Source organism: Amycolatopsis sp. NPDC004625, from assembly GCF_040609695.1.
Lineage (GTDB): Bacteria > Actinomycetota > Actinomycetes > Mycobacteriales > Pseudonocardiaceae > Amycolatopsis.
Genome location: NZ_JBEXKX010000021.1, coordinates 104,072 through 117,143, shown reverse-complemented (window position 1 = coordinate 117,143; position 13,072 = coordinate 104,072). Strand labels below are relative to the sequence as shown.

10 protein-coding genes are annotated in these 13,072 nt (G+C 74.1%); 9 read left to right on the top strand and 1 reads right to left on the bottom strand.

Annotated elements, in window-relative coordinates; translation table 11 throughout:
- The first annotated feature begins 3 nt into the window (after positions 1–3).
- From ABZW17_RS24445 to ABZW17_RS24415, 7 genes are all read left to right on the top strand, one after another.
- On the top strand, positions 4–2,256 hold the full coding sequence (locus tag ABZW17_RS24445; protein ID WP_354818396.1) for a hypothetical protein: 2,253 nt from the start codon (positions 4–6) through the stop codon (positions 2,254–2,256).
- Complete coding sequence (locus ABZW17_RS24440; protein WP_354818393.1) at positions 2,253–3,002, top strand: hypothetical protein; 750 nt, start codon at positions 2,253–2,255, stop codon at positions 3,000–3,002. The genes ABZW17_RS24445 and ABZW17_RS24440 overlap by 4 nt, the downstream gene beginning before the upstream one ends.
- Before the next feature lies 1 nt (position 3,003).
- Complete coding sequence (locus ABZW17_RS24435; protein ID WP_354818390.1) at positions 3,004–3,711, top strand: hypothetical protein; 708 nt, start codon at positions 3,004–3,006, stop codon at positions 3,709–3,711.
- 43 nt (positions 3,712–3,754) lie between these two features.
- Entirely contained in the window at positions 3,755–4,693 is a 939-nt protein-coding gene (locus tag ABZW17_RS24430; protein WP_354818387.1) for a RimK domain-containing protein ATP-grasp, read from the top strand.
- Positions 4,690–5,412 (top strand): hypothetical protein, encoded by a 723-nt coding sequence (locus ABZW17_RS24425; RefSeq protein ID WP_354818384.1) that lies wholly within the window; start codon positions 4,690–4,692, stop codon positions 5,410–5,412. The genes ABZW17_RS24430 and ABZW17_RS24425 overlap by 4 nt, the downstream gene beginning before the upstream one ends.
- A gap of 124 nt (positions 5,413–5,536) precedes the next feature.
- Positions 5,537–6,478 carry a GH25 family lysozyme gene (locus tag ABZW17_RS24420; protein WP_354818381.1) on the top strand — a complete coding sequence of 314 codons (942 nt, stop codon included), beginning with the start codon at positions 5,537–5,539 and terminating at the stop codon, positions 6,476–6,478.
- Positions 6,479–6,641: 163 nt separating this feature from the next.
- Positions 6,642–8,297 carry a long-chain fatty acid--CoA ligase gene (locus tag ABZW17_RS24415; RefSeq protein ID WP_354818378.1) on the top strand — a complete coding sequence of 552 codons (1,656 nt, stop codon included), beginning with the start codon at positions 6,642–6,644 and terminating at the stop codon, positions 8,295–8,297.
- On the opposite strand, the gene ABZW17_RS24410 is transcribed toward ABZW17_RS24415, so the two are convergent.
- A complete protein-coding gene (locus ABZW17_RS24410; RefSeq protein WP_354818375.1) occupies positions 8,250–9,932 on the bottom strand; it encodes a GAF domain-containing protein in 1,683 nt (560 codons plus the stop codon). The genes ABZW17_RS24415 and ABZW17_RS24410 overlap by 48 nt on opposite strands.
- 146 nt (positions 9,933–10,078) lie before the next feature.
- On the opposite strand from ABZW17_RS24410, the gene ABZW17_RS24405 reads away from it, so the two are divergent.
- Positions 10,079–11,446 carry an MFS transporter gene (locus tag ABZW17_RS24405; RefSeq protein ID WP_354818372.1) on the top strand — a complete coding sequence of 456 codons (1,368 nt, stop codon included), beginning with the start codon at positions 10,079–10,081 and terminating at the stop codon, positions 11,444–11,446.
- Between the two features lie 12 nt (positions 11,447–11,458).
- Positions 11,459–13,069, top strand: coding sequence for a tannase/feruloyl esterase family alpha/beta hydrolase (locus ABZW17_RS24400; RefSeq protein ID WP_354818369.1), 1,611 nt, complete (start codon positions 11,459–11,461; stop codon positions 13,067–13,069).
- Positions 13,070–13,072 lie beyond the last annotated feature (3 nt).

Sequence of the window (13,072 nt, the reverse complement as noted above, 5' to 3'; positions counted from 1 at the left end):
CCCATGACGAACTCCGTGCTCGACCCCGACGGCCTCGGCGCCGGCGTGCTCGCCGCGGCGGCGGCCGAGCTGATCGGCCCGCTCGCCCCGGCGGCCACCCCGCACCCCCTGACCCTGCGCCCGTCCGGGCCGCCGGGCCAGGCCGAGGCCGTGGTCGACGTCGTGACCACCCGGCCGCTGGTGCTGTGCACCGTACTGTCCGATGTGGACGTCCAGGGCCTGACGATCCTGCCCGCCCTCAAGTCCGGCGCCGGTGCACCGCAAACCCTGCCGGTGCTGACGTTCGCGCCGCACACCGCGGCCGGCACCGCGCTGGTCGCCGCCGTCCCGGCCCCGGGCAAGGGCGACGTCGTCACGCCGTTTTCCGTGCTGGTGCGCGGGATCCGCGGCGGGCCGGGCGGCACCGGGCTCGACGCGGCGCAGCTCATCGCCGCCGTGCGGTTCGACCTCGTCCAGGGCGTGCTCGGGCGGCTGCTCACCGTGCTGCTCGACGAGAAGGGCCGGATCCGGCGGACCGCGCGGCAGATCCGCGCGATGCGCGCACTGGCCGTGGCGAGCGGCAACGCGCTCGACCGGATCGGCGCCGACCTCGCCTGCCCGCGGTTCGCCGACGAGCTGTTCTGGGACGCCGACGACCAGACCCCGGCCACCCGGCCGCTGCAGCCGCCCGGCACCCTCGAAGACGACGTGTCCTACCGGGCCCGGCTGCGCGTCCTGCGCGGGGTGCGGCTGCCCAGCAAACCGTGGATCGACTCCGCGCTGAACGGCGGTTTCCTCGGCGACGTCGGCGTCGCGGGCCCGGTGACCGCCGACGAGACGGCCGACCCGCAGCTGATCGCGCTGCGGCTGGTCGCCCCCGGCGCGCCCGGCAAGATCCCCGCGCTGCTCAACGCGATCCGGCGGGTGCACCTGGTCTGGCCGGCCGGCAGCACCGAAGGCGACGACGCCCACGCCCACCGCCTGCTGCCGCCGGAGGAAGCCGCGCGCGTGGACGCCCAGCGGGCGGCCCTCGCCACCTGGCAGGTGCAGCCCTTCCAGCCCCTGGCCCCGACCGTGGCCGCGGCGCTGACCACCCTGGACGCCCGGTGCCGTCAGCTGGGCGCCCGGCCGTGGCCGCGCGTGCTCAAGGGGCAGGACAACGCGGGCGGCTCGCGGTTCGAGCTCGGGTTCGGGGCGCTGTTCGCCGCACCCGTCGCCGCCCAGCTCGACGCGGCGGTCACCGCGGCCGGCAAGCTGAAGGACCCGGACCTGGTGCCGGTGCCGCGCTCGGCGGACCCGGCCGGGGCGTGGCTGCTCAAGGCGTGCGGGCTGGTGACGGTCGAGCCGGGTGCCGACGGGACGGTGTTCACCAGCACCGCGCCGATGGGCCCGCTGGTCGTGGACGTCGACCCCGACTCCGACGGCGACGTCCCGCTGACGCTGACCGCGCGGCTGGTCTCGCCGGCCGACCCGGACCACGACGTGCCGGTGGTCTCGGTGATCACCGCGCTCGCGGGCGCGCAGCTGACGCCGGTCGCGGACCCGGCCGCGGTGCTGGCGAACGCGCGGGCCACCTCGGCCGTCCCCGGCCTGGACGCCGCGCTGGACAGCCGGGGCGTGCCGAAGGTGGCCGACGTCGCCGCGTTCCGCCGTCAGCTGGGCACCGTTTCGGCCCGCGACTACGTGCTCTTCGACCTCGGGGCCACCCGCACGGCCGCCGCGATCGCGAACTCCGCCGTGCTGAGCCCGCTGTTCACCACGGCCGCCGCGGCCGGCGCCAGCAGCGTCGTCGCGCTGGTCACCGGCAGCGGGACGCTCGCGCTCCTGTTCGGCGTCGCGGGCCTGCCGCTGGCGGGCAGCAACCTGGCCGGCGAGCACACGCTGATCCACCGCTGGCAGGTGCGCGGGCTCGGACGGCAGCACGCCACCCTCTCGTCGCGGCGGGGATCGGTCGTCACGATCCCGGTCGTCAACGACGGAATCAGCGTCGTGTCCTGCGTGCTGGGGCAGCGATCCGGGGCGAACAACCCCTACACCTGGCGGCCGGCGCTGCCCGGCGGCGCGCTGCTTTCCCTGCGCCAGTACGAACACCTGCTCAACATCGTCGAACTGGTGACGCCCGCCGGGGTGCGGGCGGACACGTTCGAAATCCGGCGGCGGCACGTCGACGTGGACGGCTCCGGCCACGCCACCGGCCTCTCGATCGCCGCCGCCCGGGCCTACCGGCACTACCGCCTGGCGCCTTCGGCCCGGGCAGGACAAGGAGAAAGCTCATGAGCGACGAGGAACAGCTCGTCTACGGCGTCCCGGCGCACACGATCGTCGACGCCCTGCGCGGCGCGGGCGTCGCGGAGGACGACGTCATCGCGGTGCTGGGCCGCGCCATCGCCCGGCAGTCCGGGCCGGGCCTGACGACGACGGTGACGCCGCCGTTCGTCTTCCAGACCAACGTCCCCCAGCAGGCGCCCCAGTGCGAGCTGCACTTCGAGCCCACGTTCACCCACCCCGACTTCGTCGACGGCGTGACCGTGGTGCAGGCCGGGGAGACCCCGACCGAGCTCGGCTTCAACCACCGGTTCCACGCGATCGAAGCCGACCTGGCCGCGGTCGCCGACGCCCTGCGCACGGTCAGCAACTGCATGAAGGAGCTGCGGCTGGAGCTGTTCGGGGTGGTCCAGGAGCTGCAGGTGAAGATCACCGCGATCGACCACCGGATCGACCCGCTCAAGGACAAGGCGGAGACCAAGGAGACGAAGGAAAAGGAGAAGGAGAAGGACGACAAGGAGAGCAAGGAGAAGGAAGGCAAGGACGGCAAGGAGAAAGAGGGCAAGGAGAGCAAGGACAAGGAGGACAAGGAGCGCGGCAAGGACGGGCGCAAGGAGTTCGTCGACCTCGCCGGGACCGCCGCGCCGGGGTCCCCGCCGCCCGCGTCCGACCAGCCCGAAGGCGACGAGCGGACGTTCATCTCGCTGGCGGACCGCCCCGAGGTGGGCCGGGACGCGCTGGCCGGCGAGGACGGTTGAGATGCTCCTGATCCTCGCGCACGCCCACGACCACGCCGCCCGGGCGCTGGCCGTCCGGTGGGGCAGCGACGCGCTCCTGCTCACCACCGGCGCGCTCGACGAGGTCCGGTGGCGGCTGGAGGTCGACCGCGACGGCCGGGCCCGCACCGGGCTGGCGACCGCCGGCGGGACGGAGATCCCGGTGACCGGCGTGGTCAACCGGCTGAGCGTGCTCACCGGCGCGGACCTGCCCGCGGTGCACTCGGAGGACCGGGCCTACGCCGGCGCCGAGCTGACCGCGTTCCTGCTGGCCTGGCTCGACGCCTGCCCGGCCCCGGTGCTGAACCCGCCCGACCCCCGCAGCCTCAACGGACCACCGTGGTTCCCGGAGCAGTGGGCCGCGGAGGCGCTGGCGGCCGGCCTGCGGGCCGAGGCCCCGGGCCGCCGGCTCGGCCTCGGTCTCCCTCCGCTGGCGGCGGTCCCGGCCTGGGGCGGGGCGGTCCGCGCGCACGTGGTCGGCGAGGTGTGCGTCGGTGACGTGCATCCCGAGGTGGGCGAGGGCCTGTGCGAGCTCGGCCGCAGGACCCGGACCCCCCTGCTCGCGGCGACGGTGTCCGGCCACGGGCCGCGCGCCCGGGTGCGGGACATCTCGGCGTGGCCGGACCTGTCCGTTCCCGAGGTGGCGGACGCGGTCCTGGCCGCGCTGCGCGGGGACGTGGAGGCGGGATGACGATTCTGGTGGCGGCCGGGCCGATGGCCGCGGAGGTGACCCGATGACGATCCTCCTCTGGGGCCTGCTCGCGGACGACCCGATGGCCGCCGTACTCGCCCGGCTGCGGCAGCTGGATGCTCCCGTCCGCTTCCTCGACCAGCGCCGTGTGCTCGACACGACCGTGCGGATCTCCGCCGGCCGGACCCGGGTGACCGTCGCCGGGGCGGAGTTCGACCTCGATGCCGTGCGGGCGGCCTACGTGCGCCCGCACGACAGCACCCGGCTGCCCGCCGTGCGGGTGCTGCCGCCGTCGTCCGCGCAGTGGCGGCACGCCGCCGAACTGGACCAGGTGCTGAACGCCTGGACCGACCGCACGCCCGCCTACGTCCTGAACCGGCCGGAAGCCGGCGCGAGCAACGGGTCCAAGCCGTACCAGCTGCGGCTCGTCGCGGCCGCGGGGTTCCGCGTGCCGCCGACCCTGGTGACGAACGACCCGGCGCGGGCCGAGGCGTTCCTGGCCGAGCACGGCGACGTCATCGTCAAGTCCACCAGCGGGATCCGCAGCCGGGTGCGCCGCGTCGGGGCGGCCGACCGCGCCCGGCTGGCGGCCGTGACCACCTGCCCGACCCAGTTCCAGCGGTACGTGCCGGGCACCGACGTGCGCGTGCACGTCGTGGGCACCGAGGTGTTCGCCGCCGAGGTGGACAGCGAAGCCGACGACTACCGCTACGCCCGCTCGCAGGGGTACCGCGCGCCGGTGCTGACCGGCGTCGACCTGCCCGCGTGCGTCGCGGACCGCTGCCGGGACCTGGCGAAACGGCTCGGGCTGCCGGTGGCCGGGGCCGACCTGCGGCGCACCCCGGACGGCGAGTGGTACTGCTTCGAGGTCAACCCGTCGCCCGGGTTCACCTACTACGAATCGAGAACCGGCCAGCCGATCGCGGCGGCCATCGCCGGGCTGCTCGCCGCGGCGGCGTTGTGCAAGGAGCGTTCCGCATGACCACAGTGGACACCGGCGTCCGGCCGGCCGGGGAGATCGCCTTCGGCCGCGCCCGCGCCTTCACCGCCGACCTGTTCACCCCGGCGGAGGTGGCGGCGGTGCTCGCCGCCGTCGATTCGGTGCCGGCCGCGCTGCGGCGGGGGGACACCCCGGGCCTGAGCACGATCGGCGAGGCATTCTACCGCAACCGCGAGCGCCCCGGCCACTACACGGCGTGCGCCCGCGCGGAGAACCGCCTGCTGTACCGGCACTTCCGGCTCGTCCACGAGCGGGTGGCGGCGTTCTTCGAGCGGCGGTACGGGCTGCCGGTGGTGTACGCCGAGGACCTCGCCGTCCCCGGCTTCCACCTGTTCGAGTTCCCGGCGCCCGGCGAGTACTCCGGCGGCGGCTGGCACGTCGACGCCCTCGAGACGCAGGTGCCGTCCCTCCTCGCGCGCCGGGCCGCGATCACCGCGGTGGTCAACTTCACGGTGCCGTTCGCCCTGCCGGACGGGGGAAGCGGCCTGGACCTGGAGGCCGACGTCCCCGGGGCCCCGCCCGGTCGCCGGGGCGGCGGCGAGCCGGTCACCGTGCCCTACCGCACCGGCACGATGGTGTTCACCGAAACCGAGCTGTGGCACCGGATTTCCGGCTCCCGGTGCCGGAACGCCGGCCAGCGCCGGGTGACCTACCAGGGCCACGGCGTGCGCCTCGACGGCCGCTGGCTCCTCTTCTGGTGACCCGTGACAGGAAGGCGTTTCCCATGAACCGGATCCGACGGCGGCCCCGGCCGGTGACCGGGCGGCCCGGACGGCCGCCCCGGTCCCGGCGACGTGTTCCGCGCCCGGTGCGGAGGAAAGCCTGATGGCCAGGGGAACCGACGTCCATCCCTTCTACCAGCGCGGCCTGCGCTGGGACCAGGTCTCCGACATCGCGTTCGCCTGGGTCAAGGTGTCCGACGGCGGGGAGCCCTACCGGCACGCCGAGGGCGGCCTGGTCTACCGCCCGGACACCCATGTGGCGGGCGCGAAGGCCCGGGGCATCCCCGTCGGCGGCTACCACTACGCGCAGCCGGCCCCCGGCCCGGAAGCGCAGGCGGACGTCCTGGCCGGCGAGGTCCGGCGGCTCGGTGCGACCGGGGTCGTGCCGCTGCTGGACCTCGAAGCGCCGTTCCGGCCGGACGCGGTGGCGGCGGAGTTCGCCACGGCGTTCTGCCGGCGGATCGCCGCGGTGGGCTTGCGCCCGGCGGTCTACCTGAGCGCGTCGTTCGCGGCGGCGTTGCGGCCGGACCGGTGGGACGTGCCGGGGCTGGTGATCGTGGTCGCCCGCTACGGCGCCCGCCCGGAAGCACCGGGACCGGGCCGCTACCCGGGCCGCTACGACGTCCACCAGTACACCAGCGGCGGCACCCTCCCGGGCTCGGCGGGTGCGGTCGACTTCGACGAGTCCTACACCGCGAACCACCTCGACCCGGAGGCACCCATGCCCTTCTCCAGCGACGACTTCGCCCACCTGATGTGGGGCAACGTCTTCGACGTCAACGGCAACCGCAACTACGCCGCGTTCATCAAGGACATGGACGCGAAGCTCACGGCCCTCGGCGCCTCGCTGGACGCGGTCACGAAGCTGATCACGGACAGCCCGGAGCACCCGGTCGACGCCCAGAAGCTCGCCGACGCCCTGGAGGGCAAACTGGTCGCCGACCTGGTCCCGGCGGTGACCCAGGCGGTCGCCACGGCGGCGGGCGGGGACATCGCGGACGAGGTGCGGAAGATGCTCGTCGAGCGCCTCGGCACGTCGGCCTGAGGAGGTGTCGCCGCCCGGACGTCCACGCTCGCCGTCCGGGGCAACGGCCCGCCGGCGTGGAGGTGATCACCACCGGCGGGGCCGGACGAGTGGGCGGTTCCGCCCTCTCGGCGCGGCCGTGACCGCTCCTAAAGTCACTGGCGACCGAAGGAAAGGGGGTGCCATGGACGGGTTGATGCAGCCACGGCCGCTCACCATCGCCCACATCCTGGAGCGCGCCGAGCGGCTCTACGCGCACAAGGAAGTCGTCACGGCGGGGGAGGGCCGGCTGACCTACGCCGAGGTGGCCGGCCACACCCGGCGTCTCGCCACCGCGCTGGACGTCCTCGGCGTCCCGCCCGGCGCCCGGGTGGCGACCTTCGCGAGCAACCACCGGCGGCACCTGGAGCTCTACCTGGCGGTCCCGGCCACCAAGCGGGTGCTGCACTCGATCAACATCCGCCTCCCGGCCGAGCACCTCGAATACATCGTCGGCCACGCCGAGGACGACGTCGTGTTCGTCGACCGCGGGCTGCTGCCCCGCATCTGGCCCAGCGCCGCGCGGCTGCCGGGCGTGCGGCACTGGGTGGTGCTGCCCGACGACACCGACGTCCCGATCCCGGCGGACCCGCGTGTTCTGCACTACGACGACCTGGTCTCCGCCGCCGCGCCCTTCACGGGTTCGTTCGAGGACACGTTCACGCTCGCGGACGAGCACCTCGCGTCCGGGCTGTGCTACACGTCCGGGACGACCGGCCGGCCCAAGGGCGTGCTCTACAGCCACCGGTCGACGGTCCTGCACGGCCTGGGCACCCTGGCCGCGGGCCTGATCGGGCTCTGTGAGAGCGACGTCGTGCTGCCGATCGTGCCCATGTTCCACGCCAACGCCTGGGGCCTGCCCTACGGTGCGATGCTGGCCGGCGCGGCCCTGGTGCTGCCCGGGCCGTCCGCGGACCCGGGCCACCTGCTGCGGCTGATGGCGGCCGAGCGGGTCACGGTCGCCGGGGCCGTCCCGACGGTCTGGACCGGCCTGGCGCCGGGGCTGCGGGACCACGATCTGAGCGCCACGCGGTTCCTGCTCGGCGGCGGTTCGGCCGTCTCGCCGGCCCTGTCGGAGACCTACCGCGCCGCGATCGGCGTGCCCCTCACGCACTCCTGGGGCATGACGGAGATCAGCCCGGTCGGCGCCATCGGCGGCACCCGCACCCAGCACCGGGACATCACCGAGGCGGACCGGGTGGCCGTGCGGGCCGCACAGGGCCAGCCGCTGCCGCTGGTGAACGTGCGGATCGCCGACGTCGAGACCGGCCGGGAGCTGCCACGCGACGGTGACGCCGTCGGCGAGCTGCAGGTGGCGGGCCCGTGGGTGGCGGGTGGCTACTACCGGGTGGAGGCCGGCGGCAGCTTCACCGCCGACGGCTGGCTGCGCACCGGCGACCTGGCCACCATCGACGCCGACGGCTACCTGCGGCTGGTCGACCGGATGAAGGACCTGATCAAGTCCGGCGGCGAGTGGATCTCTTCGGTCGAGCTGGAAAGCGCCCTCACCTCGCACCCCGACGTCGTCGAAGCGGCGGTGATCGCGCGGCCGGACCCGCGGTGGATGGAACGTCCGGTGGCCTACGTCGTCCTGCGCGAAGGCAGCGCGACGACGGCCGGCGAGCTGCTGGCGCACCTCACGCCGATGGTCGCGAAGTGGTGGCTGCCCGACGAAGTCGTCCTCGTCCCGAGCCTGCCGAAGACGGGCACCGGCAAGATTTCGAAGGCCGCTCTGCGCGAGTCGGCCGAAGCCTCAGGACGTGACCGCGCGGAGCTGGTGCAGCCGGAGGCCAAGCTGTAGTCCGAGGTCGTTCTCGTGCCGCCACCCGGGACCGATCACGGTACCGGCCCGGTCCAGCCGCTTGAGCAGCGTGTTGACGTGCAGGTGCAGCGCGCGGGCCGTCGCGGCGACGTTGGCGCGGTGGAGGTAGTACGCGCCGAGCGTGCCGACCAGGTCGGTGCCGCGCCGCTCGTCGTGTTCGAGGAGGGCGCCGATCGAGCCGGCCAGGAACCGGTCGAGCTCGCCGGCCCGCTCGGGGTCGAAAACCAGGGCGTACAAGGCATATTCGCCGGTGGTGGCGCCCAGGTCGGTGTGCCCGAGCGCGCGCAGCACGGCGCTGCAGCGGCCGGCCAGGGCGTGGGCCCGGGCCCAGTCGTGGTCGGCCGCCCGCTCCCCGACCACGAGGACCGGCCCGCCCACGGACCGCTTCAGTCCGATGTGGACATCCGCCGTGGTGCGGTCGGCGTCGGCGCCGGGCAGGATCATCGTGGCCCGGCCCAGGTGTTCGCCGGCCAGTCCATTGTGGTCGCGCGCGAGGGCGTAGAGGTGCCGGGCCAGGCCGGCCGGCGGCACCGCGGGGGAGTCCGCGACCAGCACCAGGTCCAGGCGGTCGACGTCGATGTCGCGGGCCCGGGTGCGGGCGCGCTGGGCCGGCCCGATCGTGGGGCCGCCGAGCATCAGCTCGGTCAGCAGCTCGCCGCTGACCCGCTCGCCGGCCTCGGCCACGGCCCGTTCCTTGAGGATGAGCAGCCCCAGGATGTGGGTGGCGCGCTCGAGGGTCCGCAGGTCCGTGTCGTCCGGCGGGTCGTGGCGGCCGGCGGTCCAGACCAGCGCGCCGAGGTAGCTGTCGCCGGCCTGGATCGCGGCCACGCTGCGGGTGGTGCCGTCCGCGGCCGCCGACACCGCGCAGCGGCCCGAGCGCCGGGCGTCCTCGACGGCACCGGCCAGGTCGTGCCCGTCCGCCGGGCCGAGGAGCGTGACGTTCCCGCCCAGCTGGTCGGCCAGGTGCTGGGCGACGTCGCCGGGTGTCCCGCCGCCCAGCACGACCCCGGTCAGGGCTTCGTGGATCGCCTGCGCCCGCTCGATCTTCCGGTAGGCGACCCGCAGCTCCCGCAGCGCGTTCCGGCTCTCCTCGTACAGCCGGGCGTTGTCGAGCGCGACCGCGGCGTGGTCGGCGAAAGCGTTCAGCAGCGCGATTTCCTCGGCCTGGAAGGACCGCTCGGACCGGTCCGCGGCGAACAGCGCACCGACCGCCTCGCCGCGGATCACCAGCGGCACCCCCAGCAGCGCCACCAGTTCTTCGGTGACGACCAGGCGGTCGAAGTCGGCGTCGTGCTCGATGCGCGTCGAGGTGGCGTAGTCGCGCACCCAGTGCGGGCTCTTCGACGCCAGCACCTTGCCGCCGAGCCCGATCGTGGCCGGGATGGTCGCGGCGAGGAACTCGGCGGAGATCGTCCCGTCCGACGCGCGGGCCGAGAGCCTTCCGTCCGGGCCGACCAGCGACAGGTAGGTGAAGTCGGTGCCGATGAGGTCGTGGGCGTGGTGGACGATCGACTGCAGGACCTCGTCGAGCTCGCCCAGGGCGGTGAGGGACTTGACGGTCGCGTACAACGACGCCAGTTCACGCTGCCGTCGTCCGGGCGAGCCACTGGTCACGGGCACCGTCCTCCGGGGCCTCGGGTGGGCGAAGGACCCACCGCCGGGTGTGGAGGAGTGGGTGGTCCACACCTCCGGAGGCAGCGTAACCGCGCCCTACCATGACCGCCATCACCTGCCGGCGCTCATCGACGAAGGCGGCACCCATGGCCATCCCGCTCACCCAACCCGACGGGCAGTCCGGCACCGCGGTGTCCGCGACCGGGCGCCGGGCCTTCCGCAAACTGCTGGCGGCCGGGCTCGTCGGCAGCTCGATAGAGTGGTACGACTTCTTCCTCTACGGCACCGCGGCCGCGCTGGTGTTCCCGAAGGTGTTCTTCCCGCACGCGACGGCGCTGACCGGGACGCTGCTGGCCTTCAGCACGTTCTGGGCCGGGTTCGTGGCGCGGCCGGTCGGCGGGGTGCTCGCCGGGCACCTCGGCGACCGGTACGGCCGCAAGCCGGTCGTCGTCGCGTGCCTCGCGCTGATGGGCGCGGCCACCTTCCTCATCGGCTGCCTGCCCGGCGCGGCGAGCGTCGGCGCGCTGGCCCCGATCCTGCTGGTCGTCCTGCGGTTCGTCCAAGGGCTCGCGGCCGGCGGGCAGTGGGGCGGGATCGTGTTGCTGCTGACCGAATCCGCCGGTCCCAAGCGGCGCGGGTTCGCCGGGACCTTCGGCCAGACCAGCGTGCCGGTGGCCGTGGTCCTGTCCAACCTGATCTTCGTCGCCGCGAGCGCCCTGATGCCGGACGCCGCCTTCCTGAGCTGGGGCTGGCGGATCCCGTTCCTGCTCAGCGTCGTGATGTTCGGCGTGGTGCTCTACATCCAGGCCAAAGTGGAGGACACGCCGGAATTCCGCGCCCTGCAACGGGAGACGGCGAAGCCGGTGGTCCGGGCGCCGCTGGCCGAGGTCGTCCGCCGCCGGTGGGGCACCATCCTGCTCGGCTGCGGGCTGCTGTCGGCCACCAACAGCCTGTTCTACGTCAGCATTTCCGGCCTGCTGAGCTACGGCACCGGTTCCCTGGGGCTCAAGCGCAACGCGCTGCTGGCCGTCGTGCTGCTCAGCTCCGCGGCGATGCTCGCGACGATCCCGTGGGCCGGGCACCTTTCGGACAAGGTGGGCCGCCGGCCGCTGATCCTGGTCGGCGGCCTGGGCGTGGCCGCCTGGGCCTTCCCGTACTTCGGGCTCGTGAACACCGCGTCGCTGCCGCTGATCTTCGTCGCCGTGACGGTCGGTTTCGTGTTCCAGTGCCTCACCTACGGCCCGATCGCGAGTTTCCTCGGCGAGCTCTTCGCCCCCCACGTCCGCTACTCGGGTGCGTCCCTGGCCTACCAGCTGTCGGCGATCATCGTCAGCGGCGGCACGCCGTTCCTGATGACCGCGCTCATCGCGGAGACCGGCAGCACCTGGCCGGTCGCCCTCTACATCACGGCGATGGGGCTGATCACCTTCGCCAGCGCGTGGTTCCTGCCCGAGACGAACCCGGCCGAGGTCCGCGCCGATCCGCACGCCGTCCCGGGCGCGCACCTCCACTGAGAAGGAGCCGCAATGAGCACGCGCAAGTTCCTCGTGTCGGCGGCCGTGGTGCTGGCGGCGAGCGCCCCGGCCCCCACCGCTGCCGCGGCTCCGGTGGCGCCGGACTGCACCGGGCTCGCCGGGGTGCGGATTCCGGCGTCGGTCATGAGCCTGCCGACGCGCGGCGGGCGTGTCACCGCGGCCGCGGTCGTGACCGGTCCCGTGGCGTACTGCCGGGTCGACGCGGACCTCTACCCCGTCGACCCGGCCGCACCGGCCATCAAACTGCGCGTCGCGCTGCCCGCCGCGTGGAACCACAAGGCGCTGATGTTCGGCGGCGGCGGGTACGACGGCACGATCCCCGACGTGGCGGCGAACGTGCCGTTCGGCCCCGCCGACCGGCCGGCGCCGCTGGCCCGCGGGTACGCGACCTTCGCGAGCGACTCGGGGCACCAGCAGAACCCGGCGTCCCCGCCGTCGCTGGACGGTTCGTTCGGCCTGAACGACGAGGCTCTGCTGAACTTCGCCGCCGGTGACGCCCTCAAGAAGACCCGGGACGCCGGCCTGTTCCTCATCCGGCGCGCCTACTTCGCGACGCCCAGCGAGGTGTTCTTCGCGGGCGGGTCGACCGGCGGCCGCGAGGCCCTCGTCGTCGCCCAGCGGTGGCCGGGCGCGTTCGACGGCGTGATCTCCGCCTACCCGGCGTGGAACAACCTCGCCGAGGTCCTGGACCTGGGCTACCTCACGCAGGTCCTCTCGCGCCCGGGCGCTTTTCCCGGGCCCGCGAAGCAGACTCTGCTCTACGACAGCGTCATCAACGCCTGCGACGGCTTGGACGGCGTGACCGACAAGGTCGTCTCGAACCCGGGCGGCTGCCACTTCGACCCGCGTGTGCTCCGCTGCCCGGGCGGGGCCGACACCGGCCCGGCGTGCCTGTCCGACGCCCAGCTCGGGGCGGTGCGCGCGATGTCGTCGCCGTTCCGGTGGCCCTACCGGATCGCCAGCGGGGAAACCGCTTACCCGGGCTTCCCGTTCCTCTCGGGCGCGGACCCGCGGACACCGTTCCTCGGCTTCGGCACCACGGCCCCGGCCGACCCGATGCCGGTGACCAGCGGGTACGGGATGCAGTACTGGGACCAGTGGGTCAAGTACTTCCTGACCCGGGATCCGGGGTACGGCGGACTGGCCGTCGATCCCCGCCACCCCGGTAAATGGCTCGGCCGGATCAGCGCCCTGTCGGCGATCGAGGACCGGAACGACGCGGACCTGCGCCCCTTCGCCCGCGCCGGCGGCAAGCTCATCCTGTTCCACGGCGCCGCGGACGAACTCGTCTCGCCGTACTCGACGAGCGATTACTACGAGCGGGTGCGTGCGGTGGCGGGTCCGGGGGTGACTCGCGGGTTCCTGCGTTACTACGTGGTCCCCGGGGCCAACCACGCGAACTTCGGGACACCGGCGTTCGCGGCGGGCTGGGATTCGCTGACGGCCCTCGAGCGGTGGGTGGAGCAGGGCCGGGCGCCGGCGGACCAGGTCGTCACCGACCTGGCCCACCCGCGCACACGGCCCCTCTGCGAGTACCCGGCGTGGCCGCGGTACCGGGCCGGTGACCCGGACCGCGCCACGAGCTTCACCTGCACCCGGTGAGGC

Coding starts and splice junctions, on each gene's coding strand:
- ABZW17_RS24445 (WP_354818396.1), top strand. CDS start 4: ATGACGAACTCCGTGCTCGACCCCGACGGCCTCGGCGCCGGCGTGCTC.
- ABZW17_RS24440 (WP_354818393.1), top strand. CDS start 2,253: ATGAGCGACGAGGAACAGCTCGTCTACGGCGTCCCGGCGCACACGATC.
- ABZW17_RS24435 (WP_354818390.1), top strand. CDS start 3,004: ATGCTCCTGATCCTCGCGCACGCCCACGACCACGCCGCCCGGGCGCTG.
- ABZW17_RS24430 (WP_354818387.1), top strand. CDS start 3,755: ATGACGATCCTCCTCTGGGGCCTGCTCGCGGACGACCCGATGGCCGCC.
- ABZW17_RS24425 (WP_354818384.1), top strand. CDS start 4,690: ATGACCACAGTGGACACCGGCGTCCGGCCGGCCGGGGAGATCGCCTTC.
- ABZW17_RS24420 (WP_354818381.1), top strand. CDS start 5,537: ATGGCCAGGGGAACCGACGTCCATCCCTTCTACCAGCGCGGCCTGCGC.
- ABZW17_RS24415 (WP_354818378.1), top strand. CDS start 6,642: ATGGACGGGTTGATGCAGCCACGGCCGCTCACCATCGCCCACATCCTG.
- ABZW17_RS24405 (WP_354818372.1), top strand. CDS start 10,079: ATGGCCATCCCGCTCACCCAACCCGACGGGCAGTCCGGCACCGCGGTG.
- ABZW17_RS24400 (WP_354818369.1), top strand. CDS start 11,459: ATGAGCACGCGCAAGTTCCTCGTGTCGGCGGCCGTGGTGCTGGCGGCG.